15 protein-coding genes are annotated in these 17,645 nt (G+C 52.7%); 4 read left to right on the top strand and 11 right to left on the bottom strand.

Annotated elements, in window-relative coordinates; genetic code table 11:
* Window positions 1-2: 2 nt before the first annotated feature.
* The 11 genes from mraY to leuO all read right to left on the bottom strand — a co-directional run bounded on the left by mraY (window position 3) and on the right by leuO (window position 12,739).
* Window positions 3-1,085, bottom strand: a complete 1,083-nt coding sequence (mraY, locus tag IMQ48_RS02090; protein ID WP_096758305.1) for a phospho-N-acetylmuramoyl-pentapeptide-transferase — start codon at window positions 1,083-1,085, stop codon at window positions 3-5.
* Window positions 1,079-2,437 carry a UDP-N-acetylmuramoyl-tripeptide--D-alanyl-D-alanine ligase gene (gene murF / locus IMQ48_RS02095; protein WP_196207710.1) on the bottom strand — a complete coding sequence of 453 codons (1,359 nt, stop codon included), beginning with the start codon at window positions 2,435-2,437 and terminating at the stop codon, window positions 1,079-1,081. Before murF ends, mraY begins: the two co-directional genes overlap by 7 nt.
* Window positions 2,434-3,921 carry a UDP-N-acetylmuramoyl-L-alanyl-D-glutamate--2,6-diaminopimelate ligase gene (gene murE / locus IMQ48_RS02100; protein ID WP_196207711.1) on the bottom strand — a complete coding sequence of 496 codons (1,488 nt, stop codon included), beginning with the start codon at window positions 3,919-3,921 and terminating at the stop codon, window positions 2,434-2,436. The genes murF and murE overlap by 4 nt, the downstream gene beginning before the upstream one ends.
* Window positions 3,908-5,674: a peptidoglycan glycosyltransferase FtsI gene (ftsI, locus tag IMQ48_RS02105; RefSeq protein ID WP_196207712.1), complete on the bottom strand. Its 1,767-nt coding sequence runs from the start codon at window positions 5,672-5,674 to the stop codon at window positions 3,908-3,910. Before ftsI ends, murE begins: the two co-directional genes overlap by 14 nt.
* 15 nt (window positions 5,675-5,689) lie before the next feature.
* Window positions 5,690-6,055, bottom strand: a complete 366-nt coding sequence (gene ftsL / locus IMQ48_RS02110) for a cell division protein FtsL (protein WP_115259462.1) — start codon at window positions 6,053-6,055, stop codon at window positions 5,690-5,692.
* Complete coding sequence (gene rsmH / locus IMQ48_RS02115; RefSeq protein ID WP_096758310.1) at window positions 6,052-6,993, bottom strand: 16S rRNA (cytosine(1402)-N(4))-methyltransferase RsmH; 942 nt, start codon at window positions 6,991-6,993, stop codon at window positions 6,052-6,054. Before rsmH ends, ftsL begins: the two co-directional genes overlap by 4 nt.
* Before the next feature lies 1 nt (window position 6,994).
* On the bottom strand, window positions 6,995-7,453 hold the full coding sequence (gene mraZ / locus IMQ48_RS02120; protein ID WP_005124560.1) for a division/cell wall cluster transcriptional repressor MraZ: 459 nt from the start codon (window positions 7,451-7,453) through the stop codon (window positions 6,995-6,997).
* A 615-nt stretch (window positions 7,454-8,068) separates the two neighbouring features.
* Window positions 8,069-9,073, bottom strand: coding sequence for a catabolite repressor/activator (cra, locus tag IMQ48_RS02125; RefSeq protein WP_196207713.1), 1,005 nt, complete (start codon window positions 9,071-9,073; stop codon window positions 8,069-8,071).
* A 180-nt stretch (window positions 9,074-9,253) separates the two neighbouring features.
* Window positions 9,254-9,745, bottom strand: a complete 492-nt coding sequence (ilvN, locus tag IMQ48_RS02130) for an acetolactate synthase small subunit (RefSeq protein ID WP_196207714.1) — start codon at window positions 9,743-9,745, stop codon at window positions 9,254-9,256.
* 2 nt (window positions 9,746-9,747) lie between these two features.
* The gene (gene ilvI / locus IMQ48_RS02135; RefSeq protein WP_196207715.1) at window positions 9,748-11,472 is read right to left on the bottom strand and encodes an acetolactate synthase 3 large subunit; all 1,725 of its coding nucleotides are present in this window, start codon (window positions 11,470-11,472) and stop codon (window positions 9,748-9,750) included.
* 319 nt (window positions 11,473-11,791) lie between these two features.
* A complete protein-coding gene (leuO, locus tag IMQ48_RS02140) occupies window positions 11,792-12,739 on the bottom strand; it encodes a transcriptional regulator LeuO (protein ID WP_196207716.1) in 948 nt (315 codons plus the stop codon).
* Window positions 12,740-13,392: 653 nt separating this feature from the next.
* On the opposite strand from leuO, the gene leuL reads away from it, so the two are divergent.
* The 4 genes from leuL to leuC all read left to right on the top strand — a co-directional run bounded on the left by leuL (window position 13,393) and on the right by leuC (window position 17,635).
* Complete coding sequence (gene leuL, locus IMQ48_RS02145) at window positions 13,393-13,473, top strand: leu operon leader peptide (protein ID WP_115259466.1); 81 nt, start codon at window positions 13,393-13,395, stop codon at window positions 13,471-13,473.
* A 96-nt stretch (window positions 13,474-13,569) separates the two neighbouring features.
* Window positions 13,570-15,141 (top strand): 2-isopropylmalate synthase, encoded by a 1,572-nt coding sequence (leuA, locus tag IMQ48_RS02150; protein ID WP_196207717.1) that lies wholly within the window; start codon window positions 13,570-13,572, stop codon window positions 15,139-15,141.
* The gene (leuB, locus tag IMQ48_RS02155) at window positions 15,141-16,232 is read left to right on the top strand and encodes a 3-isopropylmalate dehydrogenase (protein WP_196207718.1); all 1,092 of its coding nucleotides are present in this window, start codon (window positions 15,141-15,143) and stop codon (window positions 16,230-16,232) included. The genes leuA and leuB overlap by 1 nt, the downstream gene beginning before the upstream one ends.
* A 2-nt stretch (window positions 16,233-16,234) precedes the next feature.
* On the top strand, window positions 16,235-17,635 hold the full coding sequence (gene leuC / locus IMQ48_RS02160) for a 3-isopropylmalate dehydratase large subunit (RefSeq protein ID WP_196207719.1): 1,401 nt from the start codon (window positions 16,235-16,237) through the stop codon (window positions 17,633-17,635).
* Window positions 17,636-17,645 lie beyond the last annotated feature (10 nt).

Below are 17,645 nucleotides of genomic sequence, written 5' to 3' on the forward strand. Positions count from 1 at the left end.
GATTAACGTACCTTCAGCGTTGCCAGGCCAATAAGCACCAGCATCAGCGAAATAATCCAGAAGCGCACGATCACGCGCGGTTCCGGCCAGCCTTTCAATTCATAGTGGTGGTGGATCGGCGCCATACGGAAGATGCGCTGTCCGCGCAGCTTGAAAGAGCCAACCTGCAGGATGACCGACAAGGTTTCCACCACAAACACGCCACCCATAATCACCAGCAGAAACTCCTGGCGCAGCAGCACAGCAATAATGCCCAGTGCGCCACCCAGAGCCAGCGAACCGACATCGCCCATAAAGACCTGCGCCGGATAAGTGTTAAACCACAGGAAGCCTAATCCAGCCCCGACAATCGCCGTACAGACAATCACCAACTCCCCCGCATGGCGTAAATACGGAATATGCAGATAGTTGGCAAAGTTCATGTTCCCGGTCGCCCATGCCACCAGCGCAAAGCCGGCTGCAACGAACACGGTCGGCATAATCGCCAGACCATCAAGGCCGTCGGTCAGGTTGACCGCATTGCCGGTCCCGACAATCACGAAGTAGGCCAGCAGAACATAGAACAGGCCTAACTGCGGCATGACGTCTTTAAAGAACGGCACCACCAGCTGCGTGGCGGGCGTATCTTTGCCCACCAGATACAGCGCGAACGCCACACCTAACGCAATCACCGACATCCAGAAGTACTTCCAGCGGGCGATCAGGCCTTTAGTGTCTTTACGCACAACTTTGCGGTAGTCATCGACAAAACCAATAATGCCGTAACCCACCAGCACCACCAGCACGCACCAGACGTACGGGTTAGATGGGTAGGCCCACAACAGAACGGAGATAACAATCGCGGTGAGGATCATAATGCCGCCCATGGTCGGCGTACCACGTTTACTGAAATGCGATTCCGGACCGTCGTTACGCACGACCTGACCGAAAGACATTTTTTGCAGGCGGGCGATCATACGCGGGCCCATCCACAGCGAGATGAACAGCGCGGTCAGCAGGCTGACGATGGCGCGAAACGTCAGATAGGAAAAGACGTTAAAGCCGGAATAATATTTGACCAAATGTTCGGCCAGCCAAACTAACATGTTCCATTCTCCTGTAATGCGCGTACTACCTCTTCCATGGCGGCACTACGTGAACCCTTCACTAAAATCGTCATCACCTGATGCTCGGCAATCAATGTCTTAAGATGCGCGGCCAACGCGGGTTTATCCGCAAAATGTTCACCAACGCCGCTGGCATCGCTGATTGCCTGACTCAGTTTTCCTGTACTCAATACGCAGTCAATACCCGCAGCCTTCGCAGCCATACCTACCTGAACGTGACAGGCTTCGCTTTCCGCGCCAAGCTCTGCCATATCGCCCACCACCAGCACGCGATAGCCCGGCATTTCAGACAGTACCTGTACCGCGGCAGTCATCGAACCAACATTGGCGTTATAGGAGTCGTCCAGCAGCAGCTGATTTTCTGCAAGCGGGATCGGGAACAGACGCCCCGGCACCGCATGTAACTCTTTCAGGCCAGCTTTAACCGCTTCGTGCGTCGCGCCAACCGCCATGGAGAGTGCGGTGGCAGCCAGGGCATTGGCAATGTTGTGACGGCCCGGTAACGGCAGCAGAACATCAATAGTGCCGGTCGGTGTGTGCAGCGTAAATTCGGTGCCGTGCGACGTGACATGAATGTTGGTAGCAGAAAAATCGCTGTTGGCCGCGTTCGGCGAGAAGCGCCAGACGGTGCGCTCGCCAATAATGCGCTGCCAGTTCAACCAGTCGTTATTATCAGCATTCAAAATGGCGATACCGTTTTCCGACAGGCCAGTAAAGATTTCGCCTTTCGCTTTGGCGACACCCGCCAGAGAACCGAACCCTTCCAGGTGAGCCGCCGCCAGATTATTCACCAGCGCCGCTTCCGGACGCGTCAACCCGACGGTCCAGGCAATCTCACCCTGGTGGTTGGCACCAAGCTCAATCACCGCATAATCATAATCGTTGTTCAGTCGCAGCAGCGTCATCGGTACGCCGATGTCGTTGTTCAGATTTCCGGCGGTATATAAGGTGTTCCCGCACTGGCTGAGAATCGCGGCGGTCATCTCTTTGACAGAAGTTTTACCGGATGAACCGGTCAACGCCACCACGCGGGCCGGAACCTGAGCGCGCACCCACGCCGCCAGCTCGCCAAATGCCAGGCGCGTGTCCTTCACAATTACCTGCGGCAGAGAGACGTCCAGCGGGCGACTGACCAGCAGCGCCCCTGCCCCGTTATCCTTCGCCTGTTGGGCAAAATCATGGGCGTCGAATCGTTCACCTTTCAGCGCGACAAACAGGCAGCCCGGTGTAACTTTACGCGTATCGGTGGTGACCGCATCAAGGGTCAGGTCGCCCCCTTTCAGTTCGCCAGCGAGGATCTCCGCCAACTGGCTGAGCGTTACGCTAATCATGCGATCACCCCCAACAGGCGAGCGGCCGTCACGCGATCAGAATAGTCGAGGCGATGCGCGCCGACGATCTGGTAATCTTCGTGGCCTTTACCGGCCAACAGTACAACGTCGTTTTCTTTCGCCTGCATAATGGCGTTAGTCACCGCTTCAGCGCGGCCTTCCATCACCTTCGCGTGCCCGGCATCCAGCATACCAGCCAGAATGTCGTTAATAATGGCGCGCGGCTCTTCAGTGCGCGGATTGTCATCGGTAACCACCACGATATCGGCGAACTCTTCCGCGATAGCGCCCATCAGTGGACGCTTGCCTTTGTCGCGATCGCCGCCGCAGCCAAAGACGCACCACAGCTTACCGGTGCAGTGCAGGCGTGCCGCCTGCAGCGCTTTTTCCAACGCATCCGGCGTGTGGGCATAATCCACCACTACCGTCGTTTTGCCCGGCGCGCTGAACACTTCCATACGCCCACAAACTGGCTGCAAACGTGCCGCCGTTTTCAGTAAATCCGTCAACGGATACCCTAATGCCAGCAGCGTTGCCAGTGCCAGCAGCAGATTACTGACGTTGAAGGCACCCATCAGGCGGCTTTCAATTTCACCGTCACCCCAGGACGAGGTAAAGCGGATTGTCGCGCCGCTGTCGTGATAGTTCACCTCAATCGCTTTCAGCCAGCGACCGTGGCAGTTCGGATTAATATGGTCTTCCATCGAAACGGCGACCGCATCCGGCAATTTTGCCAGCCAGCGTCGACCAACTTCATCATCTGCATTGACAATGGCCTGACCGCAATGGTGCGTGGAGTACAGTAGCCACTTCGCGGCTTCGTAATGTTCCATATCGCCGTGATAGTCGAGATGGTCACGGCTTAAGTTGGTAAATACCGACGCGGCAAACTTCAACGCCGCCACGCGATGCTGAACCAGACCGTGGGATGACACTTCCATCGCGCCTAACGTGGCGCCCTGCTCAACCAGTCCCGCCAGCACATGCTGGACATCAACGGCTGAACCGGTGGTATTTTCTGTCGGGATCACTTTGCCCAGCAGGCCATTGCCCACCGTCCCCATCACAGCACTGGTTTCGCCCAACAATTGGCTCCACTGCGCCAGCAATTGGGTGGTCGTGGTTTTTCCGTTGGTGCCAGTTACGCCCACCAGACGCATAGTTTCAGAGGGCTCGTGGTAAAAGCGGCCCGCCAGTGCTGATAAACGTTCGTTAAGCTGGCTCAGATAGATAACCGGTACGCCGTGCATTTCACGGATTTCACCGTCGGTTGCCTCATCTTTTGCCTCTGCAATAATGGCAGCCACACCTTGCGCTATCGCCTGCGGGATATATCGACGCCCGTCCGCCTGATGACCTGGCACTGCCACAAAGAGATCGCCCGATGCAGCCACACGGCTGTCGAGCGTCATCTCCCGCAGTGCTCGCTCCGGTGCTCCTGGCACCCATGGAGCAAGAAGGTCGCGCAAATTACGATCTGCCACCTGTCGCCTCGCCTTGATTATTCACAAATTCACTTTTATCGCCCGTTGCCAGCGCATCCGGTTCGATGTTCATGGTGCGCAGTACGCCGCCCATGATGGCACCGAAGACCGGCGCGGAAACGGCGCCACCGTAGTATTTACCCGCCTGCGGGTCGTTGATAACAACCACCAGCGCAAAGCGCGGCTGACTCGCAGGCGCAACGCCTGCGGTATAAGCAATGTATTTGTTGATGTAGCGGCCATCTGGCCCTACTTTTTTCGCCGTACCGGTTTTAATGGCGATGCGATAGCCTTTAATCGCCGCCTTCACGCCGCCGCCGCCGGGCAGTGCCACGCTTTCCATCATATGAACGACGGTCCGTACGGTAGATTCCGGGAAGATACGCTCACCCGGAACAGGAGGATCAACTTTGGTAATCGATAGCGGGCGATAAACGCCATAGCTGCCGATCGTTGCGTAGACTCGCGCTAACTGTAACGGGGTTACCATTAGCCCATAGCCGAAAGAGAAGGTGGCCCTCTCTATGTCAGACCACCGTTGTTTTTGAGGATATAAGCCACTGCGTTCTCCGACCAACCCCAAATTGGTCGCTTTTCCCAGCCCAAAACGTGAGTAAGTGTCTACTAACGCTGAGGACGGCATCGCTAACGCCAGCTTGGAAACACCGACGTTACTCGACTTCTGTAGTACCCCGGTCAGGGTCAATTCGCTATAACGCGCCACGTCTTTGATTTCGTGACCATTAATTCGATAGGGGATAGTGTTCAGCACGGTGTTTTCACGCACCACGCCGCGCTGCAGTGCAGTCATCACCACCATCGGTTTAACCGTTGACCCCGGTTCAAACACGTCGGTGATGGTACGGTTACGCATGACATCTTTTTGCGTGCCTGAAAGATTATTTGGGTTATAGGATGGGCTGTTAGCCATCGCCAGCACTTCGCCGGTGTTCACATCTACCAGCACGGCGCTGCCTGATTCTGCTTTGTTAAACGCGACGGCGTTGTTCAGTTCGCGATAGACCAGCGCCTGCAAGCGCTCATCAATACTCAGCGCCAGGTTATGCGCCGCCTGACTGTCCGTTGAAGAAATATCTTCAATCACGCGGCCATAGCGGTCTTTACGCACCACGCGTTCGCCAGGCTGGCCGGTGAGCCACTTATCAAAACTCTTCTCAACGCCTTCAATACCCTGGCTGTCGACGTTAGTAAAACCAATGAGGTGAGCGGTCACTTCCCCGGAAGGATAGTAACGGCGGGATTCTTCGCGCAGATGAATCCCCGGTAGCTTCAGTTTTTTGATGTAGTCGGCCATGTCAGGGTTAACCTGACGTGCGAGGTAGATAAAGCGCCCTTTAGGGTTGGCGTTAATGCGAGAAGCCAGCTGGTCAAGCGGGAGATTCAACGCGGTCGACAGCGCTCGCCAGCGTTCGCCGACGCTCACGCCGCCCGCATCATGCACTTCTTTCGGATCGGCCCAGATAGCCTTCACCGGCACGCTCACCGCCAGCGGACGACCGGAGCGGTCGGTAATCATCCCGCGCGACGTAGAGACTTCCTGAACACGCAGGGAACGCATGTCACCCTGACGCACCAGCATGTCAGGCGCAATAATTTGCAGCCAGGCAACGCGTCCCAGCAGGAAGCACAGCGCCAGCAAAATACAGCCGCACAGTAACGCAAAACGCCAACTGATAAAGTTGGCTTGTTCTTCCTGGCGTTTTGGTTTGAGCGTCTTTGCCGCTGCTTTCATGCGTCGCGTTTATCCTTATTTTTGTACTACGATATTTTCTTGTGAGGGATCCACATGCTGCAACTGCAGCTTTTCCGTTGCGATCCGTTCAACACGGCTATGATCACCGAGAGCGTTCTCCTCAAGGATCAAGTTACGCCATTCGATATCCAGCGCATCGCGTTCCAGAACTAACTGTTCGCGCTGTGCAGTCAGCAACCGTGTATGGTGCGCGGTCGTCACGACGGTGACCGCCGTCAAAATAATGCAAATGAACAGGCAGAGTGGCAGCTTCCCGAACCGCAAAAGATCGTCACCGATCACGCCAGGCAAGGCATGGCGCTCGTTACTTCCTATCGATCCTTTAACTTTGCTGAGGGCTTCTGTCACTCTGCTGATCATGCGTTCGTCCTCTCTGCAATACGCAGAACTGAACTACGGGCACGAGGATTTTCTGCGACCTCTTCTTCACCCGGCATCAACTTGCCTAATGCTCTCAACTCACGGCCGCCCAGCTTTTGGATCTGCGCTTCAGTCATCGGGATCCCCGCCGGAACCTGAGGACCGCGACTTTGTTCGCGCATAAAGCGCTTCACAATACGGTCTTCAAGCGAGTGGAAACTGATTACCGAAAGGCGTCCACCTGGAGCCAGCACGCTGAGCGAGCTTTTTAGCGCCTGCTCTATCTCCTCCAGTTCACTGTTCACCCAAATGCGCACCGCCTGGAAGGTACGGGTCGCGGGATGTTTGAATTTGTCTTTTACCGGCATGGCCGCCGCAATGACTTCCGCCAGTTGTTTGGTGCGAGTCATCGGTTCAACGCGGTTGCGCTCGACGATGGCGCGAGCAATGCGTTTACCGAAGCGTTCTTCGCCAAAGGTTTTAATCACCCAGGCAATATCTGCTTCATCTGCCGTTTGCAGCCATTCGGCGGCTGACTGACCGCGCGTCGGATCCATGCGCATGTCCAGCGGACCATCACGCATAAACGAAAAACCACGCTCCGCATCGTCAAGCTGCGGAGAAGACACGCCAAGATCGAGGAGGATGCCATCGATCTTGCCGGTAAGCCCGCGCTCGCTCACGTACTCAGCCAGCGCAGAGAAAGGTCCATGGATAATGGAGAAGCGGGGATCGTTAATAGTCTGGGCTACAGCAATTGCCTGCGGATCGCGATCGATAGCCAGCAAGCGCCCCTCTTCACCAAGCTGCGAGAGGATCAGACGTGAGTGACCGCCGCGACCAAATGTCCCGTCAATGTAGATGCCGTCCGGACGAATATTCAGACCGTTTACGGCCTCATCCAGCAACACCGTTGTATGTTTAAAATTTTCCATCATCTTATAGAGACAAATCCTGCAATCGTTCCGACAGCGCGCCGGTAACAGATTGCTCAGCGTCGATATCTTCCTTGACCTGTTGATACCAGGTCGTTTCATCCCACAGCTCAAATTTGTTGAACTGCCCAACCAGCATCACTTCTTTCGTTAACCCTGCATGCTGTCGCAGAATCGGAGCTATCAGTAATCGACCAGCGCTATCCATCTGACATTCACTGGCATGCCCCAACAGCAAGCGCTGTACGCGGCGCTCAACCGGATTCATGCTGGACAGACGAGATAGCTTCTGCTCGATAATTTCCCATTCAGGCAGGGGGTAAAGCAGCAGGCACGGGTGATGGATGTCAATGGTGCAAACCATTTGACCGGTAGCACTCTCGAGCAGTTGATCCCGATACCGGGTAGGCACAGATAAGCGCCCTTTACTGTCGAGATTAACTAACGTCGCTCCCCGGAACATGCCAGTCTCACCCCCGATTACCACTTTGTCCCACAAAATCCCACTTATAAGGAGTTTACGGAGCGGAGGAAAACCTTGTCAAGCAAGTCACGGCGCTTAGCGGAGCAAAAAACCCAATGTTTACGGCTAATATCAGCGTTGAACAAATTCCGTACAGCGAACGAAGCAAATTAACGTCATGAATATTTGTAAGAAAAAAATCCAACAACTCATCATTGTTTAAAACAACTCAATATCATCTCAAGAAAATATAAAGTGTCAGTTTGCGACGCGAGCGGCATTTTAGGACAATATGCAGCGAGATAACAGTACCAGTTAATCGGTCTGTACGCCTTGTAGTACCAAGGCAGGCGAGAAAAATCTGCAATACAGAAGCAAAGTGTTTGTTAATTCGGCAATTCCATACAACCATGTAACAAAACAATACAACCGTAACGCGTAGTTACGTATCAATAACGTAAAAATGGTGGGTCGTGTTTTAAATCGAGATATTTAAAATATTCAATTTCAGACAATTCCAAAGAATATTCTTAAATATAATGAGGTTATTTCTGATAATTGAATAAATGGTCGCGCCAGAAGGTTATCGCCTTCCGGCGCGTCCAGCAGAGCAACTTAGCTCCGGCTGAGAATACCGCGGCGATACAGATTACGTCGGATCCGCGTCAGACCTGGTTTTGGCTTACGCGGCTCATCCAGACTGGCCAGCACGATTTCCAGTACGCGTTCGGCGACATCGCGATGACGCTGCGCCACCGCCAGCACCGGGCACTGCAGGAAGTCGAGCAGCTCATGGTCGCCAAAAGTCGCAATGGCAAGATCGGACGGTAACTGTCCGTCGCGACGTAATGTCACATCCATCACTCCCTGTAGCAACGCAAATGAGGTGGTAAACAACGCCTGCGGCATCGGGTGAGTTTCCAACCATTTATCAAACAGCTGTGCGGCGGCCTCCCGCTCATAGCTGTTGGCATACAGGAAATTCACTTCACGCGGATCGTCCTTCCACGCGGTACGGAAACCCTGTTCACGCAGGAAACTGACGGATAATTCCGGCAGAGCGCCGAGATAAAGGACGGTATCAGCCGGGAACTTACGCAATTCCTCCGCCAGCATTTCTGCATCGTCCTGATCGGCCCCGACGACGCTGGTGAAATGTTCACGATCCAGCGCACGGTCTAATGCCACTATCGGGAATGCACTGTTGGCCCAGCGCTGGTAGAACGGATGCTCCGGCGGCAAAGAGGTCGACACAATGATGGCATCAACCTGGCGTTGTAACAGGTGCTCAATACAGCGCATTTCGTTATCTGGCTGATCTTCTGAACACGCAATCAGCAGTTGATAGCCGCGCTGACGCGCCTGGCGCTCCAGGTAGTTGGCTATCCGGGTATAACTTGTGTTCTCAAGATCCGGGATCACCAGCCCAATAGAACGTGTGCGTCCAGCACGTAGCCCGGCGGCCACAGCATTTGGGTGGTAATTATGCTCACGCACCACCGCCATGACTTTTTCAACCGTTTTGTCGCTTACGCGATATTGCTTTGCTTTGCCATTAATAACGTAGCTTGCAGTCGTTCGCGAAACGCCGGCCAGCCGAGCGATTTCATCCAGTTTCACAATTGCCCCTTGCGTAAAATGTACCAACCATAACCTTTGAGATGGCATGGGTTAAATTTATTAACATCTAAGCGCAGAATAATGACTGCGGCAACCGCTTTTGTCTCTGGTTACTGCTGATTTCGCAAAAAAAAGCCCAACCGGTAGCATTGGGCTCGCGAATTAATAGCAGGGTCATGATTAGCGCATGATTTTATCACCGCGAGAAAGCCCCACCACGCCGGAGCGTGCAACCTCGACGATTTTCGCCACTTCACGCAAGGTTGCCAGGAAAGCATCCAGCTTATCGCTGGTACCCGCCAACTGTACGGTATAGATGGACGGTGTGACGTCGATGATTTGTCCACGGAAAATTTCCGTATTGCGTACCACTTCTTCACGGCCGTAACCGCTGGCCTGAATTTTCACCAGCATGATCTCTCGTTCAACGTGAGATCCCTGCCCCAGCTCGCTTACGCGCAGGACATCCACCAGTTTGTGCAGCTGCTTTTCGATCTGCTCAAGGACCTTTTCATCACCCACCGTCTGGATCGTCATTCGCGATAACGTCGGATCGTCCGTCGGTGCAACGGTCAGACTTTCAATGTTGTAACCGCGTTGAGCGAAGAGACCAATCACCCGTGACAATGCCCCCGACTCGTTTTCCAGCAATACTGATAATATCCGGCGCATAATCAGGTCCTCTCCGTTTTGCTTAACCACATTTCATCCATACCGCCTCCGCGAATCTGCATCGGGTAGACATGTTCACTGCCATCAACAGTGACATCGACAAACACCAGACGATGATTCCGCACGTGCTCCAGCGCCTCACCCAGTTTGCTCTCGAGTTCATCCGGATGGTTTATCTGGATACCGATATGGCCATACGCCTCAGCAAGACGCACAAAGTCGGGCAGCGACTGCATGTAGGACTGCGAGTGGCGCCCGGAGTAGATCATGTCCTGCCACTGTTTAACCATGCCGAGGTAGCGGTTGTTAAGGTTGAGTACCAGCACGGGCAATTCGTATTGCAACGCCGTCGACAGTTCCTGGATATTCATCTGAATACTGCCATCACCAGTGACGCACACCACCGTTTCATTCGGCAGCGCCATCTTTACGCCTAACGCCGCAGGTAAACCAAATCCCATAGTGCCGAGGCCACCGGAGTTAATCCAACGGCGCGGCTTATCAAACGGATAATACAGTGCGGCAAACATCTGGTGCTGGCCAACGTCCGAGGTCACATACGCATCCCCATTCGTCAGACGCCAGATGGTTTCAATAACAGCCTGCGGCTTAATGCTCTCACTCTGCGTGTCATATTTCAGGCACTGGCGCGCACGCCACTGTTCTATCTGCTGCCACCAGTCGCGGTTATCATCAAGCGGCTGCTGTGATCTCTCCTGAGGTAGCAGTTCCAGCATCTGATCAAGCACCAGGCGGGCATCGCCGACAATAGGGATGTCCGCATTAACGGTTTTTGAAATAGAGGTTGGATCGATATCAATATGCAGTACGGTCGCATTTGGGCAATATTTTGCCAGGTTATTGGTCGTGCGATCGTCAAAGCGAACGCCTACGGCAAAGATCACATCGGAATGATGCATGGTCATATTGGCTTCATAGGTGCCATGCATGCCCAGCATGCCCAACGCCTGACGATGTGTGGCCGGGAACGCGCCCAATCCCATCAGCGAAGAAACAACCGGCAGATTAAGGGCTTCAGCAATGTGGCCCAGTTGTTCATGACAGGCCGCATTAACCGCACCGCCGCCAACATACACCACCGGTTTTTTAGCCGCGACCAGCGTTTGCAGTGCACGTTTTATTTGCCCCTTGTGTCCGGTCGTTGTCGGATTATACGAGCGCATACTGACCGACTCTGGCCAGCTATACGGCAGTTTCTTCGCCGGATTCAGAATATCCTTCGGCAAATCCACCACCACAGGACCAGGACGACCACTAGCCGCCAGCCAGAAGGCTTTTTTTAGTACCTGAGGAATATCTTCCGTTTGCTTAACGAGGAAGCTGTGCTTCACCACCGGACGGGATATCCCCACCATGTCGCACTCCTGAAAGGCGTCATAACCAATCAGCGACGTCGCCACCTGCCCGGAGAGGATCACCAGTGGAATGGAATCCATGTACGCCGTGGCAATCCCGGTTATCGCATTGGTTGCACCCGGCCCGGAAGTCACCAGAACCACACCGACGTCACCCGTGGCACGCGCCAGACCATCAGCCATATGTACTGCGGCTTGTTCATGACGCACCAGCACATGGTCGATACCCCCAACCGTATGCAGCGCATCATAAATATCGAGTACTGCGCCTCCAGGATAGCCAAATACCTGCTTCACACCCTGATCGATGAGCGATCGCACGACCATCTCGGCTCCAGACAACATCTCCATGGCTTGCCTCCACTCTTATAATGAATAACGGTTTAACAACACATTAACCGCTGAGGATGACGCATGGCAATTGACACCGAAGAGGGGGGATTCGTGTGAATAAGAATAAAAAGGAGGAAAGCGTCGAATAAATGGAGATTTAAACCAGTATCCGCAAATGAAATGATAAATAATCGCTTAAAAATGGGGACTTACAGTGATTACTCTATTTTTTTACACTTTTCGCGCGATATAAAAATACACATTCAGCATAAAATTTCAGATAAAAATATAAAAACAGAATAAACCAGACGTATCGCCTGATTTATTCTGCCAAATACTACTGCTTACAGACGGAGACTAACAATTCTTCCATCCATTGATGACCTTTATCCCTGCCCGCAGCTTCATGCCAGGAAAGATAACAGGTACGGCTATTCAATTTTAACGGTAAAGGCAATATTTGCAGATCTAACTGTTCAGAGAATTCTTCCGCTAACCAACGTGGTGCTATAGACACCAGATGCGTTTGCGAAACAATATTCAACACGCTGATTAATGCCATACCTTGATAAGCAACACAGGATTGTTTATCCGCAGTGTCGTACCAGGGTTGGCTAAATGATGCAAAGCGCTCGAGAGATACCACCGCATGCTGTTCATTATAGACATCGTTTTCCAGCAATGGACCACTAATACGTGGGTGCTTCCGACTCGCTACTAACACCATCTCGTCGTTGAACAAGGGAATACTAGTGAATTCAGGGCGACGGAACTCTTCATAGCTAATAACGAACTCAGTTTCCTGATAGCGTAATTGATGTTCGGTATTTTGATTAAGTGAAGATTTAAATGCGACATGAATGTTAGGCGCAACTTGCTCAACCCGATTATAAATTAAGGAGGTCAGAATATTGTCTAATGGACTGCACACGCAAAGATTGAATACGCGCTCGCTGCTGGTAGGTTCAAACCCCGATCCTGGCAATTCATTCTGTACCAGTTGTAATGCCTGGCGAACGGAACCAAAGAGTTGGAAGGCCCTTGCTGTCGGCTGGATCCCACGGCCATAACGAACGAAGAGTTCATCATTGAACATGATTTTCAGACGGGCCACGGCATTACTGACTGCGGGTTGCGACATCCCCAGAGTATGCGCTGCGCGGGTAATATTTTGCTCCTGCATCACTGCATCAAAGACGGTTAATAAATTAAGATCAACCATGCGAAGCTGCGGTTTCCCCATCTCTATAGAATTTGATTTATCTATTATTTTTACTTCCGGCATATTTAACTCCACTGTCACTCTAAACTCCCTTTTCCCAGACGGAGTAAGAAATAACCTCCGTTAATATGATTTACCATACATATAAAATAAGAAAAAGAGAAAACATTAAAATTAGGAAAACATAAAGGTAAAAACCTAAATGAACAGAAACCCAATGCGAGCGCAGTGTGGCGGATGTCACTGCACAATGATTCATATGTTTAAATTTCGCTAGCAATATAACCATAAGCTTGGCGAATACACAATCATACATACTGTGAATATATATTTAAAATTTGATTAAATGTTTATATTATTAATACATTAAAAGTTAACATTAACTTATCAATCATGAGTGAGCATGTTCTCTATACCTATTCATAGTTACGATAAAAACAGACAAATCATAAAGATAAAATCTCCTACTCCGTTTCGTATCCTCAGCATGCTGTCACAATAGTTGCAAACAAGTATGCTTAAATATGTCAAAGCATGAAAAGTATGTACGAGCGCGCACTAATTTATTTTATGCAACGCTAAAAATTCAGCACAATTCGCTTAGATTGGAGAGGTGTTTTTCTTCTAAGTGCGGATGTTTACGGGGAATGGGGTTGACTTCAGCTTTCATATCCAGTACCACTAAAAGCATATCGCATTCGCCTGGAGCCAGATTGATGACTTACATTGTTCGTTTTAACGGTCTACTACTACTAAACGCATCTTCGTTGCGCGGTAGACTGGTGAACGACATTTAGTATTAAGTCAGCTCCAGTTAAGACAAAAACCCGCGCCGTTGCGCGGGTTTTTTTATGCTCGAAGCAAGGCGCCAAAAAAGACAAAGGACCTAAATCATGAGCCAGCAAGTCGTTATTTTCGATACCACCTTACGCGATGGTGAACAGGCGTTACAGGCAAGCCTGAGTGTTAAAGAAAAACTGCAAATTGCTCTGGCTCTCGAGCGTATGGGCGTTGACGTGATGGAAGTCGGTTTCCCTGTGTCTTCACCAGGCGATTTTGAGTCAGTACAAACCATTGCCCGGCAGGTCAAAAACAGCCGTGTTTGCGCCTTAGCCCGCTGTGTAGAAAAAGATATCGACGTGGCGGCTGAATCCCTGAAGGTAGCTGAGGCTTTCCGCATCCATACGTTTATCGCCACTTCACCGATGCATATCGCCACCAAATTGCGCAGCACGCTGGATGAAGTTATCGAGCGGGCAGTCTATATGGTTAAGCGAGCACGTAATTACACGGATGACGTGGAGTTCTCATGCGAAGACGCTGGCCGTACCCCTATTGCAGACCTGGCCCGTGTGGTAGAAGCAGCGATTAATGCCGGTGCCAAAACCATTAATATCCCCGATACCGTCGGGTACACCATGCCCTTCGAATTTGGCGCAATCATATCCGGCCTGTATGAAAGAGTACCGAATATCGACAAAGCAATCATTTCGGTCCACACCCACGATGATTTAGGCCTGGGCGTCGGTAACGCGCTAGCCGCCGTCCATGCTGGTGCACGACAGGTTGAAGGGGCGATGAACGGGATCGGTGAACGCGCCGGTAACTGTTCGCTGGAAGAAGTGATCATGGCGATCAAAGTCCGTAAAGACATCCTGAACGTACAGACCCGTATTAATCACCAGGAAATTTGGCGTACCAGCCAGTTAGTCAGCCAAATCTGCAACATGCCGATCCCGGCCAACAAAGCCATTGTCGGCAGTGGCGCTTTTGCGCACTCCTCCGGTATTCATCAGGACGGCGTGCTGAAAAACCGTGAAAACTACGAAATCATGACCCCGGAGTCCATTGGCCTGAACCAGGTGCAATTGAACCTGACCTCCCGTTCCGGACGTGCCGCCGTTAAACACCGCATGGATGAGATGGGCTATAAAGAAAGTGAATACAGCCTGGACAGCCTGTACGACGCTTTCCTGAAGCTGGCGGATAAGAAAGGTCAGGTATTTGATTACGACCTGGAAGCACTCGCCTTTATTAACAAACAGCAAGAAGAGCCCGAACACTTCCGTCTGGATTATTTCAGCGTGCAGTCTGGTTCAAACGATATTGCTACCGCCTCCGTCAAGCTTGGCTGTGGCGAAGAAATCAAAGCCGAAGCCGCCAACGGTAACGGCCCGGTTGACGCCATCTATCAGGCCATCAACCGCATTACCGACTACAACGTCGAACTGGTGAAATATAGCCTGACCGCAAAAGGCCACGGTAAAGATGCGCTGGGTCAGGTGGATATCGTCGCTAACTTTAATGGCCGCCGCTTCCACGGTGTAGGTCTGGCAACAGATATCGTCGAGTCCTCCGCCAAAGCCATGGTCCATGTGCTGAACAATATCTGGCGTGCCGAAGAAGTCGAAAAAGAATTGCAACGCAAAGCTCAAAACAACGAGAACAATAAGGAAACCGTGTGATGTCGAAGAATTACCATATTGCTGTTTTGCCGGGTGACGGTATTGGCCCGGAAGTGATGGCGCAGGCCCTGAAAGTACTGGACGCAATTCGCACCCGTTTTGCTATGCGCATTACCACCAGCCACTATGACGTCGGCGGCGTCGCTATCGACAACCACGGACAGCCACTGCCACCCGCAACGGTTGAAGGCTGTGAGCAGGCCGATGCGATTCTGTTTGGCTCCGTGGGTGGCCCAAAATGGGAAAACCTGCCGCCCAACCAGCAGCCTGAGCGCGGCGCCCTGCTGCCGTTGCGTAAGCACTTCAAATTATTCAGCAATCTGCGTCCAGCTAAGCTGTACCAAGGACTGGAAGATTTTTGCCCACTGCGCGCCGACATTGCCGCCAACGGCTTCGACATCCTGTGCGTACGTGAACTGACCGGCGGGATCTACTTCGGTCAGCCAAAAGGCCGCGAAGGCAGCGGTCAACATGAAAAAGCCTTTGATACCGAGGTCTATCACCGTTTCGAGATCGAACGTATTGCGCGCATTGCGTTTGAGTCAGCCCGCAAGCGTCGCTGTAAAGTCACATCGATTGATAAAGCCAACGTGCTGCAAACCTCTATTCTGTGGCGCGAAATCGTCAATGAAATTGCCAATGAATACCCGGACGTTGTCCTGACGCATATGTATATCGACAACGCCACCATGCAGTTGATTAAAGACCCGTCTCAGTTTGACGTACTGCTGTGCTCCAACCTGTTTGGTGACATCCTGTCCGATGAATGTGCGATGATCACCGGCTCCATGGGCATGTTGCCATCCGCCAGCCTGAATGAGCAGGACTTTGGCCTGTACGAGCCCGCCGGCGGCTCGGCACCGGATATCGCCGGGAAAAACATTGCCAACCCGATCGCCCAGATTTTGTCGCTGGCGCTGTTGCTGCGTTACAGCCTGGATGCCAATGATGCGGCCACCGCCATTGAAAGCGCCGTTAACCGCGCATTAGCAGAAGGTATTCGCACCGGTGATTTAGCCCGTGGCGCAGCCGCAGTCAGTACCGATGAAATGGGCGATATCATTGCTCGTTACGTCGCGGAAGGGGTGTAATCATGGCTAAGACATTATATGAAAAGCTGTTCGATGCGCACGTCGTGTATGAAGCACAAAACGAAACGCCGCTGCTGTATATCGACCGCCACCTGGTGCACGAAGTCACTTCCCCACAGGCATTCGACGGCCTGCGGGCGCACAACCGTCCGGTTCGCCAACCGGGTAAAACCTTCGCCACCATGGATCATAACGTCTCGACGCAAACCAAAGACATTAACGCCTCCGGTGAAATGGCGCGCATCCAGATGCAGGAGCTGATCAAAAACTGCAATGAGTTCGGCGTCGAACTGTACGATCTGAACCACCCTTTTCAGGGCATCGTCCACGTGATGGGACCCGAGCAAGGTGTGACCTTACCGGGTATGACCATCGTTTGCGGTGACTCCCACACAGCCACACACGGTGCGTTCGGCGCGCTGGCGTTTGGTATCGGCACCTCCGAAGTCGAACACGTGCTGGCCACGCAAACCCTGAAGCAAGGGCGCGCCAAAACCATGAAAATAGAAGTCAATGGCACGGCAGCGCCAGGCATTACCGCCAAAGATATCGTGCTGGCAATTATCGGTAAAACCGGTAGTGCAGGCGGTACCGGGCACGTGGTTGAGTTTTGCGGCGATGCCATCCGCGCCCTGAGCATGGAAGGTCGTATGACCCTGTGTAACATGGCGATCGAAATGGGGGCCAAAGCGGGCCTGGTCGCACCGGATGAAACCACCTTCAACTATGTACAGGGGCGTTTGCATGCCCCTAAAGGTCAGGATTTTACCGATGCTGTCGCCTGGTGGAAAACGCTGAACACCGACGACGGGGCGACGTTTGATACCACCGTCACCCTGCAGGCAGAAGAGATTGCCCCGCAGGTCACCTGGGGCACTAACCCAGGCCAGGTAATCTCCGTGAACGATAACATTCCCGATCCGGCGTCGTTTAGCGATCCGGTTGAACGCGCATCAGCGGAAAAAGCGCTGGCCTATATGGGGCTGAAACCGGGCATTCCGTTGACGGAAGTGGCTATCGATAAAGTGTTTATCGGCTCCTGCACCAACTCGCGTATTGAAGATTTACGTGCGGCTGCTGAAATTGCCAAAGGGCGCAAGGTCGCTCCTGGCGTGCAGGCACTGGTAGTGCCGGGTTCGGGTCCGGTTAAAGCGCAGGCGGAAGCAGAAGGCCTGGATAAGATTTTCATTGAGGCCGGTTTTGAATGGCGTTTGCCGGGCTGCTCGATGTGCCTGGCGATGAACAACGATCGTCTGAATCCGGGCGAGCGCTGTGCTTCCACCAGCAACCGTAACTTTGAAGGTCGTCAGGGCCGCGGAGGGCGTACGCACTTAGTCAGCCCGGCCATGGCCGCTGCCGCCGCCGTTACCGGTCATTTTGCCGACATTCGCCGCATCAAATAAGGAAACTACC

Source organism: Citrobacter sp. Res13-Sevr-PEB04-36, assembly GCF_015672735.1.
In the GTDB taxonomy this organism is placed as follows: Bacteria; Pseudomonadota; Gammaproteobacteria; order Enterobacterales; family Enterobacteriaceae; genus Citrobacter.